This is a genomic window from Escherichia sp. MOD1-EC6475, assembly GCF_003046645.1.
In the GTDB taxonomy this organism is placed as follows: domain Bacteria; phylum Pseudomonadota; class Gammaproteobacteria; order Enterobacterales; family Enterobacteriaceae; genus Escherichia; species Escherichia ruysiae.
The window spans coordinates 1-16,570 of sequence record NZ_PZKQ01000005.1 but is presented as its reverse complement, the minus strand read 5'-3'; the positions used below and the strand labels follow the sequence as shown (position 1 = coordinate 16,570).

The 16,570-nt window shown below is 52.7% G+C and carries 17 protein-coding genes; 11 read left to right on the top strand and 6 right to left on the bottom strand.

Annotated elements, in window-relative coordinates:
* Positions 1–181 precede the first annotated feature (181 nt).
* From A7589_RS01230 to A7589_RS01185, 10 genes are all read left to right on the top strand, one after another.
* The gene (locus tag A7589_RS01230; protein ID WP_105282525.1) at positions 182–952 is read left to right on the top strand and encodes an electron transfer flavoprotein FixA; all 771 of its coding nucleotides are present in this window, start codon (positions 182–184) and stop codon (positions 950–952) included.
* A gap of 14 nt (positions 953–966) precedes the next feature.
* Positions 967–1,908, top strand: coding sequence for an electron transfer flavoprotein subunit alpha/FixB family protein (locus A7589_RS01225; RefSeq protein ID WP_001091503.1), 942 nt, complete (start codon positions 967–969; stop codon positions 1,906–1,908).
* A gap of 50 nt (positions 1,909–1,958) precedes the next feature.
* On the top strand, positions 1,959–3,245 hold the full coding sequence (locus A7589_RS01220) for an FAD-dependent oxidoreductase (protein WP_001287715.1): 1,287 nt from the start codon (positions 1,959–1,961) through the stop codon (positions 3,243–3,245).
* On the top strand, positions 3,242–3,529 hold the full coding sequence (gene fixX / locus A7589_RS01215) for a ferredoxin-like protein FixX (RefSeq protein ID WP_000203741.1): 288 nt from the start codon (positions 3,242–3,244) through the stop codon (positions 3,527–3,529). The genes A7589_RS01220 and fixX overlap by 4 nt, the downstream gene beginning before the upstream one ends.
* Before the next feature lie 58 nt (positions 3,530–3,587).
* Entirely contained in the window at positions 3,588–4,919 is a 1,332-nt protein-coding gene (locus A7589_RS01210; protein WP_001183190.1) for an MFS transporter, read from the top strand.
* Positions 4,920–5,029: 110 nt separating this feature from the next.
* Positions 5,030–5,560 carry a glutathione-regulated potassium-efflux system oxidoreductase KefF gene (kefF, locus tag A7589_RS01205; protein ID WP_000600739.1) on the top strand — a complete coding sequence of 177 codons (531 nt, stop codon included), beginning with the start codon at positions 5,030–5,032 and terminating at the stop codon, positions 5,558–5,560.
* The gene (kefC, locus tag A7589_RS01200) at positions 5,553–7,415 is read left to right on the top strand and encodes a glutathione-regulated potassium-efflux system protein KefC (protein ID WP_000377119.1); all 1,863 of its coding nucleotides are present in this window, start codon (positions 5,553–5,555) and stop codon (positions 7,413–7,415) included. The genes kefF and kefC overlap by 8 nt, the downstream gene beginning before the upstream one ends.
* 191 nt (positions 7,416–7,606) lie before the next feature.
* Positions 7,607–8,086, top strand: a complete 480-nt coding sequence (folA, locus tag A7589_RS01195) for a type 3 dihydrofolate reductase (RefSeq protein ID WP_024257374.1) — start codon at positions 7,607–7,609, stop codon at positions 8,084–8,086.
* Between the two features lie 85 nt (positions 8,087–8,171).
* On the top strand, positions 8,172–8,405 hold the full coding sequence (locus tag A7589_RS01190; RefSeq protein ID WP_000125566.1) for a type II toxin-antitoxin system CcdA family antitoxin: 234 nt from the start codon (positions 8,172–8,174) through the stop codon (positions 8,403–8,405).
* Between the two features lie 2 nt (positions 8,406–8,407).
* Positions 8,408–8,722 carry a CcdB family protein gene (locus tag A7589_RS01185; protein ID WP_001160968.1) on the top strand — a complete coding sequence of 105 codons (315 nt, stop codon included), beginning with the start codon at positions 8,408–8,410 and terminating at the stop codon, positions 8,720–8,722.
* Here A7589_RS01185 and apaH read toward each other — a convergent pair.
* From apaH to lptD, 6 genes are read right to left on the bottom strand one after another with little or no spacing between them, the layout of a single operon-like run.
* A complete protein-coding gene (apaH, locus tag A7589_RS01180; protein ID WP_000257193.1) occupies positions 8,719–9,567 on the bottom strand; it encodes a bis(5'-nucleosyl)-tetraphosphatase (symmetrical) ApaH in 849 nt (282 codons plus the stop codon). The genes A7589_RS01185 and apaH overlap by 4 nt on opposite strands.
* 6 nt (positions 9,568–9,573) lie before the next feature.
* Entirely contained in the window at positions 9,574–9,951 is a 378-nt protein-coding gene (gene apaG, locus A7589_RS01175; protein WP_000610906.1) for a Co2+/Mg2+ efflux facilitator ApaG/CorD, read from the bottom strand.
* 2 nt (positions 9,952–9,953) lie between these two features.
* The gene (gene rsmA, locus A7589_RS01170; protein ID WP_001042779.1) at positions 9,954–10,775 is read right to left on the bottom strand and encodes a 16S rRNA (adenine(1518)-N(6)/adenine(1519)-N(6))-dimethyltransferase RsmA; all 822 of its coding nucleotides are present in this window, start codon (positions 10,773–10,775) and stop codon (positions 9,954–9,956) included.
* Complete coding sequence (gene pdxA / locus A7589_RS01165; protein ID WP_000241238.1) at positions 10,772–11,761, bottom strand: 4-hydroxythreonine-4-phosphate dehydrogenase PdxA; 990 nt, start codon at positions 11,759–11,761, stop codon at positions 10,772–10,774. Before pdxA ends, rsmA begins: the two co-directional genes overlap by 4 nt.
* Positions 11,761–13,047 (bottom strand): peptidylprolyl isomerase SurA, encoded by a 1,287-nt coding sequence (surA, locus tag A7589_RS01160; protein WP_000800488.1) that lies wholly within the window; start codon positions 13,045–13,047, stop codon positions 11,761–11,763. Before surA ends, pdxA begins: the two co-directional genes overlap by 1 nt.
* A gap of 52 nt (positions 13,048–13,099) precedes the next feature.
* Entirely contained in the window at positions 13,100–15,457 is a 2,358-nt protein-coding gene (lptD, locus tag A7589_RS01155; protein ID WP_000746181.1) for an LPS assembly protein LptD, read from the bottom strand.
* 254 nt (positions 15,458–15,711) lie between these two features.
* Here lptD and djlA point away from each other — a divergent pair, with 254 nt between their 5' ends.
* Entirely contained in the window at positions 15,712–16,527 is an 816-nt protein-coding gene (djlA, locus tag A7589_RS01150) for a co-chaperone DjlA (protein ID WP_001200584.1), read from the top strand.
* The last annotated feature ends 43 nt before the right edge of the window (positions 16,528–16,570 follow it).

Here is a 16,570-nt window from a genome sequence, read left to right as displayed (position 1 = left end):
TTTTTCTACGCCGTGTTTTCAATATTGGTGAGGAACTTAACAATATTGAAAGTTGGATTTATCTGCGTGTGACATTTTCAATATTGGTGATTAAAGTTTTATTCCGGAATTAAATGGCGTGATATCTGTAATTAACACCACCGATATGAACGACGTTTCCTTCATGATTTCTGGAGATGCAATGAAGATTATTACTTGCTATAAGTGCGTGCCTGATGAACAGGATATTGCGATCAATAATGCTGATGGTTCATTAGACTTCAGTAAAGCCGATGCCAAAATAAGCCAATACGATCTGAACGCTATTGAAGCGGCTTGCCAGTTAAAACAGCAGGCGGCAGAGGCGCAGGTGACGGCCTTAAGTGTGGGCGGTAAAGCCCTGACCAACGCCAAAGGGCGTAAAGATGTGTTGTCGCGCGGCCCGGATGAACTGATTGTAGTGATTGATGATCAGTTCGAGCAGGCACTGCCGCAACAAACTGCAACCGCACTGGCTGCGGCTGCCCAGAAAGCAGGCTTTGATCTGATCCTCTGCGGCGATGGTTCTTCTGACCTTTATGCCCAGCAGGTTGGGTTGCTGGTGGGCGAAATCCTCAATATTCCGGCCGTTAACGGCGTCAGCAAAATCCTCTCCCTGACGGCAGATACCCTCACCGTTGAGCGCGAACTGGAAGATGAAACAGAAACGTTAAGCATTCCGCTGCCTGCGGTTGTTGCTGTTTCCACTGATATCAGCGCCCCACAAATTCCTTCGATGAAAGCCATTCTCGGCGCGGCGAAAAAGCCGGTTCAGGTGTGGTCGGCGGCGGATATCGGTTTTAACGCAGAGGCAGCCTGGTCTGAACAACAGGTTGCCGCGCCGAAACAGCGCGAGCGTCAACGCATCGTGATTGAAGGCGACGGCGAAGAACAGATCGCCGCATTTGCTGAAAATCTTCGCAAAGTCATTTAATTACAGGGGATGCTATGAACACGTTTTCTCAAGTCTGGGTATTCAGCGATACCCCTTCTCGTCTGCCGGAACTGATGAACGGTGCGCAGGCTTTAGCTAATCAAATCAACACCTTTGTCCTCAATGATGCCGACGGCGCACAGGCAATCCAGCTTGGCGCTAATCATGTCTGGAAATTAAACGGCAAACCGGACGATCGGATGATCGAAGATTACGCCGGTGTCATGGCTGACACTATTCGCCAGCACGGCGCAGACGGTCTGGTGCTGTTGCCAAACACCCGTCGCGGCAAATTACTGGCGGCAAAACTGGGTTATCGCCTTAAAGCGGCGGTGTCTAACGATGCTAGCACCGTCAGCGTACAGGACGGTAAAGCGACAGTGAAACACATGGTTTACGGTGGTCTGGCGATTGGCGAAGAACGCATTGTCACGCCGTATGCGGTACTGACCATCAGCAGCGGCACGTTCGATGCGGCTCAGCCAGACGCGTCACGTACTGGCGAAACGCATACCGTGGAGTGGCAGGCTCCGGCTGTGGCGATTACCCGCACGGCAACCCAGGCGCGCCAGAGCAACAGCGTCGATCTCGACAAAGCCCGCCTGGTGGTCAGCGTCGGTCGCGGTATTGGCAGCAAAGAGAACATTGCGCTGGCAGAACAGCTTTGCAAGGCGATAGGTGCGGAGTTGGCCTGTTCTCGTCCGGTGGCAGAAAACGAAAAATGGATGGAGCACGAACGCTATGTCGGTATCTCCAACCTGATGCTGAAACCTGAACTGTACCTGGCTGTGGGGATCTCCGGGCAGATCCAGCACATGGTTGGCGCTAACGCGTCGCAAACCATTTTCGCCATCAATAAAGATAAAAATGCGCCGATCTTCCAGTACGCGGATTACGGCATTGTTGGCGACGCCGTGAAGATCCTTCCGGCGCTGACCGCAGCTTTAGCGCGTTGATCCACTCAGGCAGGGCTGTATTTCGGCTCTGCCGCTGACAGGGAGTTCTTATGTCCGAAGATATCTTTGACGCCATCATCGTCGGTGCAGGGCTTGCCGGTTCGGTTGCCGCACTGGTGCTCGCCCGCGAAGGGGCGCAAGTGTTAGTTATCGAGCGTGGCAATTCCGCAGGTGCCAAGAACGTCACCGGTGGGCGTCTCTATGCCCACAGTCTGGAACACATTATTCCTGGTTTCGCCGACTCCGCCCCCGTAGAACGCCTGATCACCCATGAAAAACTCGCGTTTATGACGGAAAAGTCAGCGATGACCATGGACTACTGCAATGGCGACGAAACCTCGCCATCCCAGCGTTCTTACTCCGTTTTGCGCAGTAAATTTGATGCCTGGCTGATGGAGCAGGCTGAAGAAGCGGGCGCGCAGTTAATTACCGGGATCCGCGTCGATAACCTCGTACAGCGCGATGGCAAAGTTGTCGGCGTAGAAGCCGATGGCGATGTGATTGAAGCAAAAACGGTGATCCTTGCTGACGGGGTGAACTCCATCCTTGCCGAAAAGCTGGGGATGGCAAAACGCGTTAAACCGACGGATGTGGCGGTTGGCGTGAAGGAACTGATCGAGTTACCGAAGTCGGTTATCGAAGACCGTTTTCAGTTGCAGGGTAATCAGGGCGCGGCTTGCCTGTTTGCGGGTTCCCCCACTGATGGCCTGATGGGCGGTGGCTTCCTTTATACCAATGAAAACACTCTGTCGCTGGGGCTGGTTTGTGGTCTCCATCATCTGCATGACGCGAAAAAATCGGTGCCGCAAATGCTGGAAGATTTCAAACAGCATCCGGCAGTTGCACCGCTGATTGCGGGCGGCAAGCTGGTGGAATATTCCGCTCACGTAGTGCCGGAAGCAGGCATCAACATGCTGCCGGAGTTGGTTGGTGACGGCGTATTGATTGCGGGTGATGCCGCCGGAATGTGTATGAACCTCGGTTTTACCATTCGCGGTATGGATCTGGCGATTGCCGCCGGGGAAGCAGCAGCAAAAACTGTGCTTTCAGCGATGAAAAGCGACGATTTCAGTAAGCAAAAACTGGCGGAATATCGTCAGCATCTTGAGAGTGGCCCGCTGCGCGATATGCGCATGTACCAAAAACTACCGGCGTTCCTTGATAACCCACGCATGTTTAGCGGCTACCCGGAACTGGCGGTGGGCGTGGCGCGTGACCTGTTCACCATTGACGGCAGCGCGCCGGAACTGATGCGCAAGAAAATCCTCCGCCACGGTAAGAAAGTGGGCTTCATCAATCTAATCAAGGATGGCATGAAAGGAGTGACCGTTTTATGACTTCTCCCGTCAATGTGGACGTCAAACTGGGCGTCAATAAATTCAATGTCGATGAAGAGCATCCGCACATTGTTGTGAAGGCCGATGCTGATAAACAGGCGCTGGAGCTGCTGGTGAAAGCGTGCCCCGCAGGTCTGTACAAGAAGCAGGATGACGGCAGTGTGCGCTTCGATTACGCCGGATGTCTGGAGTGCGGCACCTGTCGCATTCTGGGGCTGGGGTCGGCGCTGGAACAGTGGGAATACCCGCGCGGCACCTTTGGTGTGGAGTTCCGTTACGGCTGATGTTGGTTTGATACGTAACGCCGTACTGACTCTCATTGCAAAAAAACAGGAATAACCCATGCAACCGTCCAGAAACTTTGACGATCTCAAATTCTCCTCTATTCACCGCCGCATTTTGCTGTGGGGAAGCGGTGGTCCGTTTCTGGATGGTTACGTACTGGTAATGATTGGCGTGGCGTTGGAGCAACTGACTCCGGCACTGAAACTGGACGCTGACTGGATTGGCTTGCTGGGCGCGGGAACGCTCGCCGGGCTGTTCGTTGGCACATCGCTGTTTGGCTATATCTCCGATAAAGTCGGACGGCGCAAAATGTTCCTCATTGATATCATCGCCATCGGCGTGATATCGGTGGCGACGATGTTTGTCTCATCCCCCGTCGAACTGCTGGTGATGCGGGTACTCATCGGCATTGTCATTGGCGCGGATTATCCCATCGCCACCTCAATGATCACCGAGTTCTCCAGCACCCGTCAGCGGGCGTTCTCCATCAGCTTTATCGCCGCCATGTGGTATGTCGGCGCGACCTGCGCCGATCTGGTCGGTTACTGGCTTTATGATATGGAAGGTGGTTGGCGCTGGATGTTGGGTAGCGCGGCGATCCCGTGTTTGTTGATTTTGATTGGTCGATTCGAACTGCCTGAATCTCCCCGCTGGCTGCTACGCAAAGGGCGAGTAAAAGAGTGCGAAGAGATGATGATCAAACTGTTTGGCGAACCGGTGGCTTTCGATGAAGAGCAGCCACAGCAAACCCGTTTTCGCGATCTGTTTAATCGCCGCCATTTTCCTTTTGTTCTGTTTGTTGCCGCCATCTGGACCTGCCAGGTGATCCCAATGTTCGCCATTTACACCTTTGGCCCGCAAATCGTTGGTTTGTTGGGATTGGGGGTTGGCAAAAACGCGGCACTGGGGAACGTGGTGATTAGCCTGTTCTTTATGCTCGGCTGTATTCCGCCGATGCTGTGGCTAAACACTGCCGGACGGCGTCCATTGTTGATTGGCAGCTTTGCCATGATGACGCTGGCGCTGGCGGTTTTGGGGCTGATCCCGGATATGGGGATTTGGCTGGTGGTGATGGCGTTCGCGGTGTATGCCTTTTTCTCTGGCGGGCCGGGTAATTTGCAGTGGCTCTATCCTAATGAACTCTTCCCGACGGATATCCGCGCTTCTGCCGTGGGGGTGATTATGTCTCTGAGTCGGATTGGCACCATTGTTTCAACTTGGGCGCTGCCGATCTTTATCAATAATTACGGTATCAGTAACACGATGCTGATGGGGGCGGGGATCTCGCTGTTTGGCTTGTTGATTTCCGTAGCGTTTGCCCCGGAAACCCGTGGGATGTCACTGGCGCAGACCAGCAATATGACCATCCGCAGGCAGCGAATGGGGTAATTTGTTCAGATTTCTCTCTTTTCTGAATCAATATTATTGACTATAAGCCGCGTGAATATGTGACTACATTTTGTGGGAAAACAAAGGCGTAAACACGCGGGCTAATAACTATGATCCTCATAATTTATGCGCATCCGTATCCGCATCATTCCCATGCGAATAAACGGATGCTTGAACAGGCAAGGACGCTGGAAGGCGTCGAAATTCGCTCTCTTTATCAACTCTATCCTGACTTCAATATCGATATTGCCGCCGAGCAAGAGGCGCTGTCTCGCGCCGATCTGATCGTCTGGCAGCACCCGATGCAGTGGTACAGCATTCCACCGCTCCTTAAACTTTGGATCGATAAAGTCCTCTCGCACGGCTGGGCTTACGGTCACGGCGGTACGGCGCTGCATGGCAAACATTTGCTGTGGGCGGTGACGACCGGCGGCGGGGAAAGCCATTTTGAGATTGGCGATCATCCGGGCTTTGATGTGCTGTCGCAGCCGCTACAGGCGACGGCGATTTACTGCGGGCTGAACTGGCTGCCACCGTTTGCCATGCACTGCACCTTTATTTGTGACGACGAAACCCTCGAAGGGCAGGCGCGTCACTATAAGCAACGTCTGCTGGAATGGCAGGAGGCACATCATGGATAGTCATACGCTGATTCAGGCGCTGATTTATCTCGGTTCAGCGGCGCTGATTGTCCCCATTGCGGTACGTCTTGGTCTGGGATCGGTACTTGGCTACCTGATCGCGGGTTGTATTATTGGCCCGTGGGGGCTGCGGCTGGTGACCGATGCCGAATCTATCCTGCACTTTGCTGAAATCGGCGTGGTGCTGATGCTGTTTATCATTGGCCTCGAACTCGACCCACAAAGGCTGTGGAAGCTGCGTGCGGCGGTGTTCGGTGGTGGCGCGTTGCAGATGGTGATTTGTGGCGGCCTGCTGGGGCTATTCTGCATGTTACTTGGGCTGCGCTGGCAGGTAGCGGAACTGATCGGCATGACGCTGGCGCTCTCCTCTACGGCGATAGCCATGCAGGCGATGAATGAGCGTAACCTAATGGTGACGCAGATGGGACGCAGCGCCTTTGCGGTACTGCTGTTCCAGGATATTGCCGCAATCCCGCTGGTAGCGATGATCCCGCTACTGGCGGCGAGCAGCGCCTCGACGACGATGGGCGCATTTGCTCTCTCGGCATTAAAAGTGGCGGGCGCACTGGTGCTGGTAGTATTGCTGGGGCGCTATGTCACGCGTCCGGCGCTGCGTTTTGTTGCCCGCTCTGGCTTGCGGGAAGTATTCAGTGCCGTGGCGTTATTCCTCGTGTTTGGCTTTGGTTTGCTGCTGGAAGAGGTTGGCTTGTCGATGGCGATGGGCGCGTTTCTGGCGGGCGTACTGCTGGCAAGCTCGGAATATCGTCATGCGCTGGAAAGCGATATCGAACCGTTCAAAGGTTTGCTGCTGGGGCTGTTTTTCATTGGCGTTGGCATGTCGATAGACTTTGGCACGCTGCTTGAAAATCCATTACGCATTGTCATTTTGCTGCTTGGTTTCCTCATCATCAAAATCGCCATGTTGTGGCTGATTGCCCGACCGTTGCAGGTGCCGAATAAACAGCGTCGCTGGTTTGCGGTGCTGTTAGGGCAGGGCAGTGAGTTTGCCTTTGTGGTGTTTGGTGCGGCGCAGATGGCAAATGTGCTGGAGCCGGAGTGGGCGAAATCGCTGACCCTGGCGGTGGCGCTGTCGATGGCGGCAACGCCGATTCTGCTGGTGATCCTCAATCGCCTTGAGCAATCTTCTACTGAAGAAGCGCGTGAAGCCGATGAGATTGACGAAGAACAGCCACGGGTTATTGTTGCCGGATTTGGACGTTTTGGGCAGATCACCGGACGTTTACTGCTCTCCAGTGGGGTAAAAATGGTGGTGCTCGATCACGATCCTGACCATATCGAAACGTTGCGCAAATTCGGCATGAAAGTGTTTTACGGCGATGCCACGCGGATGGATTTACTGGAATCTGCCGGAGCGGCGAAAGCAGAAGTGCTGATTAACGCCATCGACGATCCGCAAACCAATCTGCAACTGACGGAGATGGTGAAGGAGCATTTTCCCCATTTGCAGATTATTGCCCGCGCCCGCGATGTCGATCACTACATTCGTTTGCGCCAGGCTGGCGTTGAAAAGCCGGAGCGTGAAACTTTCGAAGGCGCGCTGAAAACAGGGCGGCTGGCGCTGGAAAGTTTAGGTCTTGGGCCATATGAAGCGCGAGAACGCGCGGATGTGTTCCGCCGCTTTAATATTCAGATGGTGGAAGAGATGGCAATGGGCGAAAACGACACCAAAGCCCGCGCGGCAGTCTATAAACGCACCAGCGCGATGTTAAGTGAGATCATTACCGAAGACCGTGAACATCTGTCATTAATTCAACGACATGGCTGGCAGGGAACCGAAGAAGGTAAACATACCGGCAACATGGCGGATGAACCGGAAACGAAACCCTCATCCTAATAAAGAGTGACGTAAATCACACTTTACAGCTAACTGTTTGTTTTTGTTTCATTGTAATGCGGCGAGTCCAGGGGGAGAGCGTGGACTCGCCAGCAGAATATAAAATTTTCCTCAACATCATCCTCGCACCAGTCGACGACGGTTTACGCTTTACGTATAGTGGCGACAATTTTTTTTATCGGGAAATCTCAATGATCAGTCTGATTGCGGCGTTAGCGGTAGATCGCGTTATCGGCATGGAAAACGCCATGCCGTGGAACCTGCCTGCCGATCTCGCCTGGTTTAAACGCAACACTTTAAATAAACCCGTGATTATGGGCCGCCATACCTGGGAATCCATCGGTCGTCCTCTGCCAGGACGCAAAAATATTATCCTCAGCAGTCAACCGGGTACGGACGATCGCGTAACGTGGGTGAAATCGGTGGATGAAGCCATCGCGGCATGTGGTGACGTACCAGAAATCATGGTGATTGGCGGTGGTCGCGTTTATGAGCAGTTCCTGCCCAAAGCGCAAAAACTGTATCTGACGCATATCGACGCAGAAGTGGAAGGCGACACCCATTTCCCGGATTACGAGCCGGATGACTGGGAATCGGTATTCAGCGAATTCCACGACGCCGATGTGCAGAACTCTCACAGCTATTGCTTTGAGATTCTGGAGCGGCGGTAATTCTGTATATTAGAATTCCGGCATCACTGATACGTGCAGATATCCGTGTATACTAGACGTATAAATTGTACAGGAGCACGATATCATGACTGCAAAACGTACCACACAAAGTGTGACCGTCACCGTCGACCGTGAGTTAGTCAATCGCGCTCGTGATGCAGGGTTAAATATGAGCGCCACCCTTACGGTTGCGCTCAATGCTGAACTTAAAAAACATGCAGCAACACGTTGGCGTGAAGAGAACGCAGAAGCTATCGCTGCGTTAAATCAATTGGCTGATGAAACCGGATGTTTCTCTGATGAGTACCGGAGCTTCTAGCGATGCAATTTACGGTATACCGCAGTCGCGGCAGGAACGCCGCGTTTCCCTTTGTTATCGATGTTACCAGCGACATTATTGGTGAGATGAATCGCCGTATCGTTATTCCATTAACACCTATTGAACGATTTAGCCGTATTCGCCCACCAGAACGGCTTAACCCAATCCTTTTACTGGTAGATGGCAAAGAATATGTGCTCATGACGCATGAGACTGCCACTGTTCCAGTTAACGCGCTGGGAACGAAATTTTGCGATGCCAGCGCGCACCGAACGTTGATTAAAGGAGCATTAGATTTTATGCTCGACGGGATTTAAGACGCGACCGCCTCTCCTTCGCCCAAATCCTTATGCCGGTTCGACGGCTGGACAAAATACTGTTTATCTTCCCAGCGCAGGCAGGTTAATGTACCACCCCAGCAGCAGCCAGTATCCAGCGCGTAAATACCTTCCGGCGTACCTTTGCCCTCCAGCGATGCCCAGTGACCAAAGGCGATGCTGTATTCTTCAGCGACAGGGCCAGGAATCGCAAACCACGGTTTCAGTGGGGCAGGGGCCTCTTCCGGCGATTCTTTGCTGTACATATCCAGTTGACCGTTCGGGAAGCAAAAACGCATACGGGTAAAGGCGTTGGTGATAAAACGCAGTCTTCCCAGCCCCCGCAATTCCGGTGACCAGTTATTTGGCATATCGCCGTACATAGCGTCGAGAAAGAAGGGATAGGAGTCGCTCGACAGCACCGCTTCTACATCGCGTGCGCACTCTTTGGCGGTCTGCAGATCCCACTGCGGCGTGATCCCTGCGTGGGCCATCACCAGCTTTTTCTCTTCGTCGATTTGCAGCAAAGGCTGGCGACGCAGCCAGTTAAGCAGCTCGTCGGCATCCGGCGCTTCCAGCAGCGGTGTCAGGCGATCTTTCGGTTTATTGCGGCTGATCCCGGCAAATACCGCCAGCAGATGCAGATCGTGATTGCCCAGCACCAGACGTACGCTGTCACCTAAGGATTTCACATAGCGCAGAACATCCAGCGAACCCGGGCCGCGCGCGACCAGATCGCCCGTCAGCCAGAGGGTATCTTTCCCAGGGGTAAATTCTACTTTATGCAGCAATGCGATCAGTTCATCGTAACAACCATGAACGTCGCCAATAAGGTATGTCGCCATATTCTTTTAATGAATGAGTGTGGGAACGGCGAGTCGGAATACGGGAATGTCGATGCTGAAAGGGACGCCATTTTCATCGATCATTTCGTAGTGACCCTGCATGGTGCCCAGCGGGGTTTCAATGATTGCACCGCTGGTGTACTGGTACTCTTCGCCAGGCGCGATAAGTGGCTGGACGCCAACCACTCCTTCGCCCTGGACTTCGGTTTCACGGCCATTGCCATTGGTGATCAGCCAGTAACGCCCCAACAACTGCACTGGCGCTCGCCCCAGGTTGCGTATGGTTACGGTATAAGAAAAAACGTAACGTTCATTATCAGGTGAAGATTGCGCTTCAATGTAAACACTTTGAACCTGAATACACACTCGGGGCGAATTGATCATCGTTAACTCTCCTGCAAAGACGCGTTCTCCGCCAGATAGTTCGCCATCTGGCAATATTGCGCGACAGAGATATTTTCCGCTCGCATCGCCGGGTCGATGCCCATTCCCGTTAACACCTCAACGCTAAACAGGTTGCCGAGGCTGTTACGAATGGTTTTACGACGCTGGTTAAAGGCTTCGGTGGTGATACGGCTTAACACGCGAACATCTTTAACCGGGTAAGGCATCGTTGCATGAGGAACCAGGCGCACGACGGCGGAATCCACTTTTGGTGGTGGTGTAAAGGCTGATGGCGGTACTTCCAGCACCGGGATCACGTTGCAATAATATTGCGCCATGACGCTTAATCGACCATACGCTTTGCTGTTCGGTCCTGCAACCAGACGATTCACCACCTCTTTTTGCAACATAAAGTGCATGTCGGCAATGGCATCAGTATAGCTAAACAGATGGAACATCAACGGCGTGGAGATGTTATACGGCAGGTTACCGAAAACTCGTAGCGGCTGCCCCATTTTCTCGGCCAGCTCACCGAAGTTAAAGGTCATCGCATCCTGCTGATAAATCGTCAGTTTCGGGCCTAAGAACGGATGCGTTTGCAGACGTGCCGCCAGATCGCGGTCAAGTTCGATGACCGTCAGTTGATCCAGACGTTCGCCGACCGGCTCGGTCAACGCTGCCAGACCGGGGCCGATTTCGACCATCGCCTGACCCTTCTGCGGGTTAATGGCAGAAACAATGCTGTCGATCACGAACTGATCGTTGAGAAAGTTTTGCCCGAAGCGTTTACGGGCTAAGTGGCCCTGGTGGACTCGTTTATTCATTGGGTATTAACAATCATTTTGATGGCGAGATTAAGCGCCGTAATAAAACTGCCGACATCGGCTTTGCCACGTCCCGCCAGTTCCAGCGCGGTGCCGTGGTCAACCGATGTGCGAATAAAGGGCAGGCCCAGCGTAATGTTCACACCGCGCCCGAAGCCCTGGTATTTTAGCACGGGAAGACCCTGATCGTGGTACATCGCCAGCACCGCGTCGGCGTTGTCGAGATATTTAGGCTGAAACAGGGTATCGGCAGGCAAAGGCCCGTTGAGTTTCATCCCCTGCGCCCGTAACTCGTCGAGCACCGGAATGATGGTGTCTATCTCTTCCGTGCCCATATGACCGCCTTCACCCGCGTGCGGATTCAGTCCACAGACCAGAATGCGCGGCTCAGCAATACCAAATTTGGTCCGCAAATCGTGATGCAAAATAGAAATGACTTCATGCAGCAGTGGTGGGGTGATGGCGTCAGCGATATCACGTAGCGGTAAATGCGTCGTTGCCAGCGCCACGCGAAGTTCTTCGGTTGCCAGCATCATCACGACTTTTTTTGCCTGCGAGCGTTCTTCGAAAAACTCGGTATGACCGGTAAACGGAATACCAGCGTCGTTAATGACGCCTTTATGCACGGGGCCGGTAATCAGTGCGGCAAATTCACCGTTCAGACAGCCATCACACGCTCGCGCCAGCGTCTCTACCACGTAATGCCCATTTTCAACCGTTAATTGCCCCGCAGTCACAGGTGATCGTAGCGCGACAGGAAGTAGCGTTAATGTGCCCGCAGTTTGCGGTTGTGCAGGGGAGTCTGGGGAATAAGGGCGGAGAGTAAGCGGCAAACCGAGCATCGCTGCCCGGTCGGTAAGGAGAGTGGCATCGGCACAAACAACCAGTTCGACCGGCCACTCACGCTGTGCAAGCTGGACAACTAAGTCCGGGCCAATCCCGGCGGGTTCGCCGGGAGTGATCACAACACGTTGGGTTTTAACCATTAGTTGCTCAGGATTTTAACGTAGGCGCTGGCGCGTTGTTCCTGCATCCAGCTTGCTGCTTCTTCCGAGAACTTACGGTTCATCAGCATACGATAAGCACGATCTTTCTGCGCAGCGTCGGTTTTATCGACATTACGGGTATCCAGCAGTTCGATTAAATGCCAGCCGAATGAAGAGTGAACCGGTGCACTCATTTGACCTTTATTCAGGCGGGTCAACGCGTCACGGAAGGCCGGATCGAAAATATCTGGCGTTGCCCAGCCAAGATCGCCGCCCTGGTTGGCAGAGCCAGGATCCTGAGAGAACTCTTTCGCTGCGGCAGCAAAAGTTGTTTTACCACTCTTGATGTCCGCTGCAATTTGTTCCAGTTTCACGCGGGCCTGTTCGTCAGTCATGATCGGCGACGGTTTCAGCAGAATATGGCGAGCATGAACTTCGGTCACCGAGATATTTTTGCTTTCGCCGCGCAGGTCGTTAACTTTCAGAATATGGAAGCCAACGCCAGAACGAATCGGACCAACAATATCGCCTTTCTTCGCCGTGCTTAACGCCTGGGCGAAAATTCCCGGCAGTTCCTGAATACGACCCCAGCCCATCTGACCGCCGTTCAGCGCCTGCTGATCGGCAGAGTGAGCGATCGCCAGTTTACCGAAATCAGCGCCGTTACGAGCCTGATCGACAATGGCACGCGCCTGCGTTTCCGCTTCGTTTACCTGCTCAGAAGACGGGTTTTCCGGCAGCGGGATCAGGATGTGGCTTAAGTTCAGCTCAGTGCTGGCATCGTTTTGATTACCGACTTGTTGCGCCAGAGCTTCAACTTCCTGCGGCAGGATGGTGATACGACGACGCACTTCGTTGTTACGCACTTCAGAGATAATCATCTCTTTGCGGATCTGGTTACGATAGGTGTTGTAGTTCAGACCATCGTAGGCCAGACGGCTGCGCATCTGATCCAGCGTCATATTGTTCTGTTTGGCAATATTGGCAATCGCCTGATCGAGCTGCTCATCGGAGATTTTCACTCCCATTTTCTGCCCCATCTGCAAGAGGATTTGATCCATGATCAAACGCTCCATGATTTGGTGGCGCAGCGTCGCGTCATCAGGAAGTTGCTGCCTTGCCTGGGCGGCATTCATTTTTACCGACTGCATTAATCCATCAACGTCGCTTTCCAGCACGACGCCGTTATTGACGACGGCTGCGACTTTATCGACTACCTGGGGGGCAGCGAAACTGGTATTCGCGATCATCGCGATACCGAGAAGCAGCGTTTTCCAGTTCTTCATACTTTTTCCATTTCAATTAACCGCACTGCGGATTACGTGGTAAATCAACAAATCACAAAGAGTTTTGATACGGCAGAATGTTCGAACGCAGCATCTCTTGCGTACCCAGACCGTAGTTAGAGCTCAGGCCGCGAAGTTCGATGTTAAAGCCGATTGCGTTGTCATATACCGCATGTTGTTTATCGTTATCCCAACCGTTCAGCTTCCGCTCGTAACCGACGCGAATCGCATAGCAGCAGGAGCTGTATTGCACGCCTAACATAGAGTCGGCTTGCTTGTTCGCATTGGTGTCGTAGTAGTAAGCCCCGACAATTGACCAACGATCGGCGATTGGCCAGCTGGCGACTGCGCCTACCTGCGAAATACCGTTTTTGTACTGCTCGGCAGTGGAATAGTACTTAGGCAGCGTAGCCTGAATATATTCCGGGCTGGCGTAACGGTAGTTCAGCTGTACCAGACGGTCTTCATCCCGGCGATATTCAATGCTGGAACTACTGGTCGCCACGTTATCCAGGCGAGTGTCGTACTGAATCCCGCCACGCAGTCCCCAACGTTCGGAAATGCGCCAGTAGGTGTCGCCTGCCCACACCAGTGATCCCGTTTTGTCGTCATTCTCCCATGTTATGTTGTCATCGCCAGTGCGAGACTCCGTGAAATAGTAGATTTGACCAACGGAAATATTAAAACGTTCAACGGCTGCGTCATCATATACGCGAGTTGTGACACCGGTCGTCACCTGGTTAGCAGAAGCAATACGGTCAAGACCACCGTAAGTCCGATCCCGGAAGAGGCCAGAGTAGTCAGATTGCAGCAGAGACGAGTCGTAGTTGTAGATATCGCTCTGATCGCGATACGGCACATACAAATATTGTGCGCGCGGTTCCAGCGTCTGGGTGTAACCCGGTGCCAGCATCTCCATATCGCGCTCGAAGACCATTTTGCCGTCAACTTTAAATTGCGGCATTACACGGTTAACAGAATCTGCCAACTTATTGTTTTGCGGATTGCTGTTATACCAGTCAAGATTGGTCTGCTGATAGTGCGTCGCCATCAGTTTGGCTTCGGTATTCAGACTACCCCAGTTATTCGACAACGGGAGATTAATCGTCGGTTCAAGGTGCAGACGTGTGGCTTCTGGCATATTGCTATTGGTATTTACAAAATGCACAGCCTGACCATAGATGCGGGTATCAAACGGACCGAGATCGTTATGGTAGTAGTTGACGTCTAACTGCGGTTCAGCGGCGTAGCTGTTGCCACTGTTATCGTCAAAGACCTGGAATTGTTTGGTTGAAAGCGTAGCGTCAAAGTTCTGCACCGCATAGCCAACGCTGAATTTTTGCGTTGCGTAACCATCGGTACTGGAACCATATTTATTATCAAAATCGTTGAAATAGGTCGGGTCGCTGACTTTGGTGTAGTCGATGTTAAAGCGCCAAACCTGGTCCATCACTCCGGAGTGTTGCCAGTAGAACAACCAACGGCGTGAATTGCTATCTTCTGGATGTTCATCTTCATAGACTTTATCCGAAGGCAGATAATCCAGTTCCATCAAGCCTGCGCCTGCCTGGGTGAGATAACGGAATTCGTTCTCCCACATGATGTTGCCACGACGATGCATATAATGCGGCGTGATGGTGGCATCCATATTTGGCGCGATGTTCCAGTAATATGGCAGATAGAACTCAAAGTAGTTGGTGGTGGTGTATTTGGCGTTCGGGATCAAGAAACCAGAACGGCGTTTATCACCCACCGGCAATTGCAAATACGGGCTGTAAAAGATCGGAACCGGACCCACCTTAAAGCGGGCGTTCCAGATCTCCGCAACTTGTTCTTCGCGGTCATGAATAATTTCGCTACCTACCACGCTCCAGGTATCAGAACCTGGCAAACAGGAAGTAAAGCTACCGTTATCCAGAATGGTGTAGCGGTTTTCGCCACGTTGTTTCATCAGGTCCGCTTTACCACGACCCTGGCGACCCACCATCTGGTAATCACCTTCCCAGACGTTGGTATCTTTGGTGTTCAGATTCGCCCAGCCTTTCGGCCCTTTGAGGATCACCTGGTTATCGTCGTAATGGACATTACCGAGCGCATCAACAGTACGTATCGGCTCCGGTTGTCCTGGTGCCTCTTTTTGATGGAGCTGCACTTCGTCGGCCTGCAGACGGCTGTTACCCTGCATGATATCTACGCTGCCAGTAAACACGGCGTCATCGGGGTAATTCCCCTTTGCGTGGTCAGCATTAATCGTCACGGGTAAGTCGTTAGTATCGCCCTGTACCAGAGGACGGTCATAGCTTGGCACGCCCAACATACACTGTGAGGCGAGGTCGGCTGCCAGTCCCTGTTGACTATAAAGGGCGGTGGCAATCATGGTGGCCAGGAGAGTGGGGATACGTTTTTTCATACGTTGATTTTATTGTTCCATCATCGGTAACGTTGCGCGTGACAAACGGTCAGAGACTAACGTACTCGTCATCTCTACGCTAGTGTTAATCCTGTCCGAATAGCGTCAGTGGTGTTAGGCACGGCATTGAATGACAGGTATGATAATGCAAATTATAGGCGATGTCCCACAATTGACCGCAGCCGGAAAACGGTAAAAGCACCTTTATATTGTGGGAGATAGCCCTGATATCCGTGTGTCGATTTGGGGAATATATGCAGTATTGGGGAAAAATCATTGGCGTGGCCGTGGCCTTACTGATGGGCGGCGGCTTTTGGGGCGTTGTATTAGGTCTGTTAATCGGCCATATGTTTGATAAAGCCCGCAGCCGCAAAATGGCGTGGTTCGCCAACCAGCGTGAGCGTCAGGCGCTGTTTTTTGCCACCACTTTTGAAGTGATGGGGCATTTAACCAAATCCAAAGGACGTGTTACTGAGGCTGATATTCATATTGCCACATTGCTCATGGATCGGATGAATTTACACGGTGCTTCCCGTACTGCGGCGCAAAATGCATTCCGGGTGGGAAAATCAGACAATTACCCGCTGCGCGAAAAGATGCGTCAGTTTCGCAGTGTCTGCTTTGGTCGTTTTGACTTAATTCGTATGTTTCTGGAGATCCAGATTCAGGCAGCATTTGCCGATGGTTCACTGCATCCAAACGAACGGGCGGTGTTGTATGTGATTGCTGAAGAGTTGGGGATCTCCCGCGCCCAGTTTGACCAGTTTCTGCGCATGATGCAGGGCGGAGCGCAATTTGGCGGCGGTTATCAGCAGCAGTCTGGCGGTGGTAACTGGCAGCAAGCGCAGCGTGGCCCGACGCTGGAAGATGCCTGTAACGTGCTGGGCGTGAAGCCGACGGATGATGCAACCACCATTAAACGTGCCTACCGTAAGCTGATGAGTGAACACCATCCCGATAAGTTGGTAGCGAAAGGTTTACCGCCAGAGATGATGGAGATGGCGAAGCAAAAAGCGCAGGAAATTCAGCAGGCGTATGAGCTGATAAAGCAGCAGAAAGGATTTAAATAAGTTTTAGGGCGAGTCAGACATTGTAGGCCGGATGCGGCGTGAA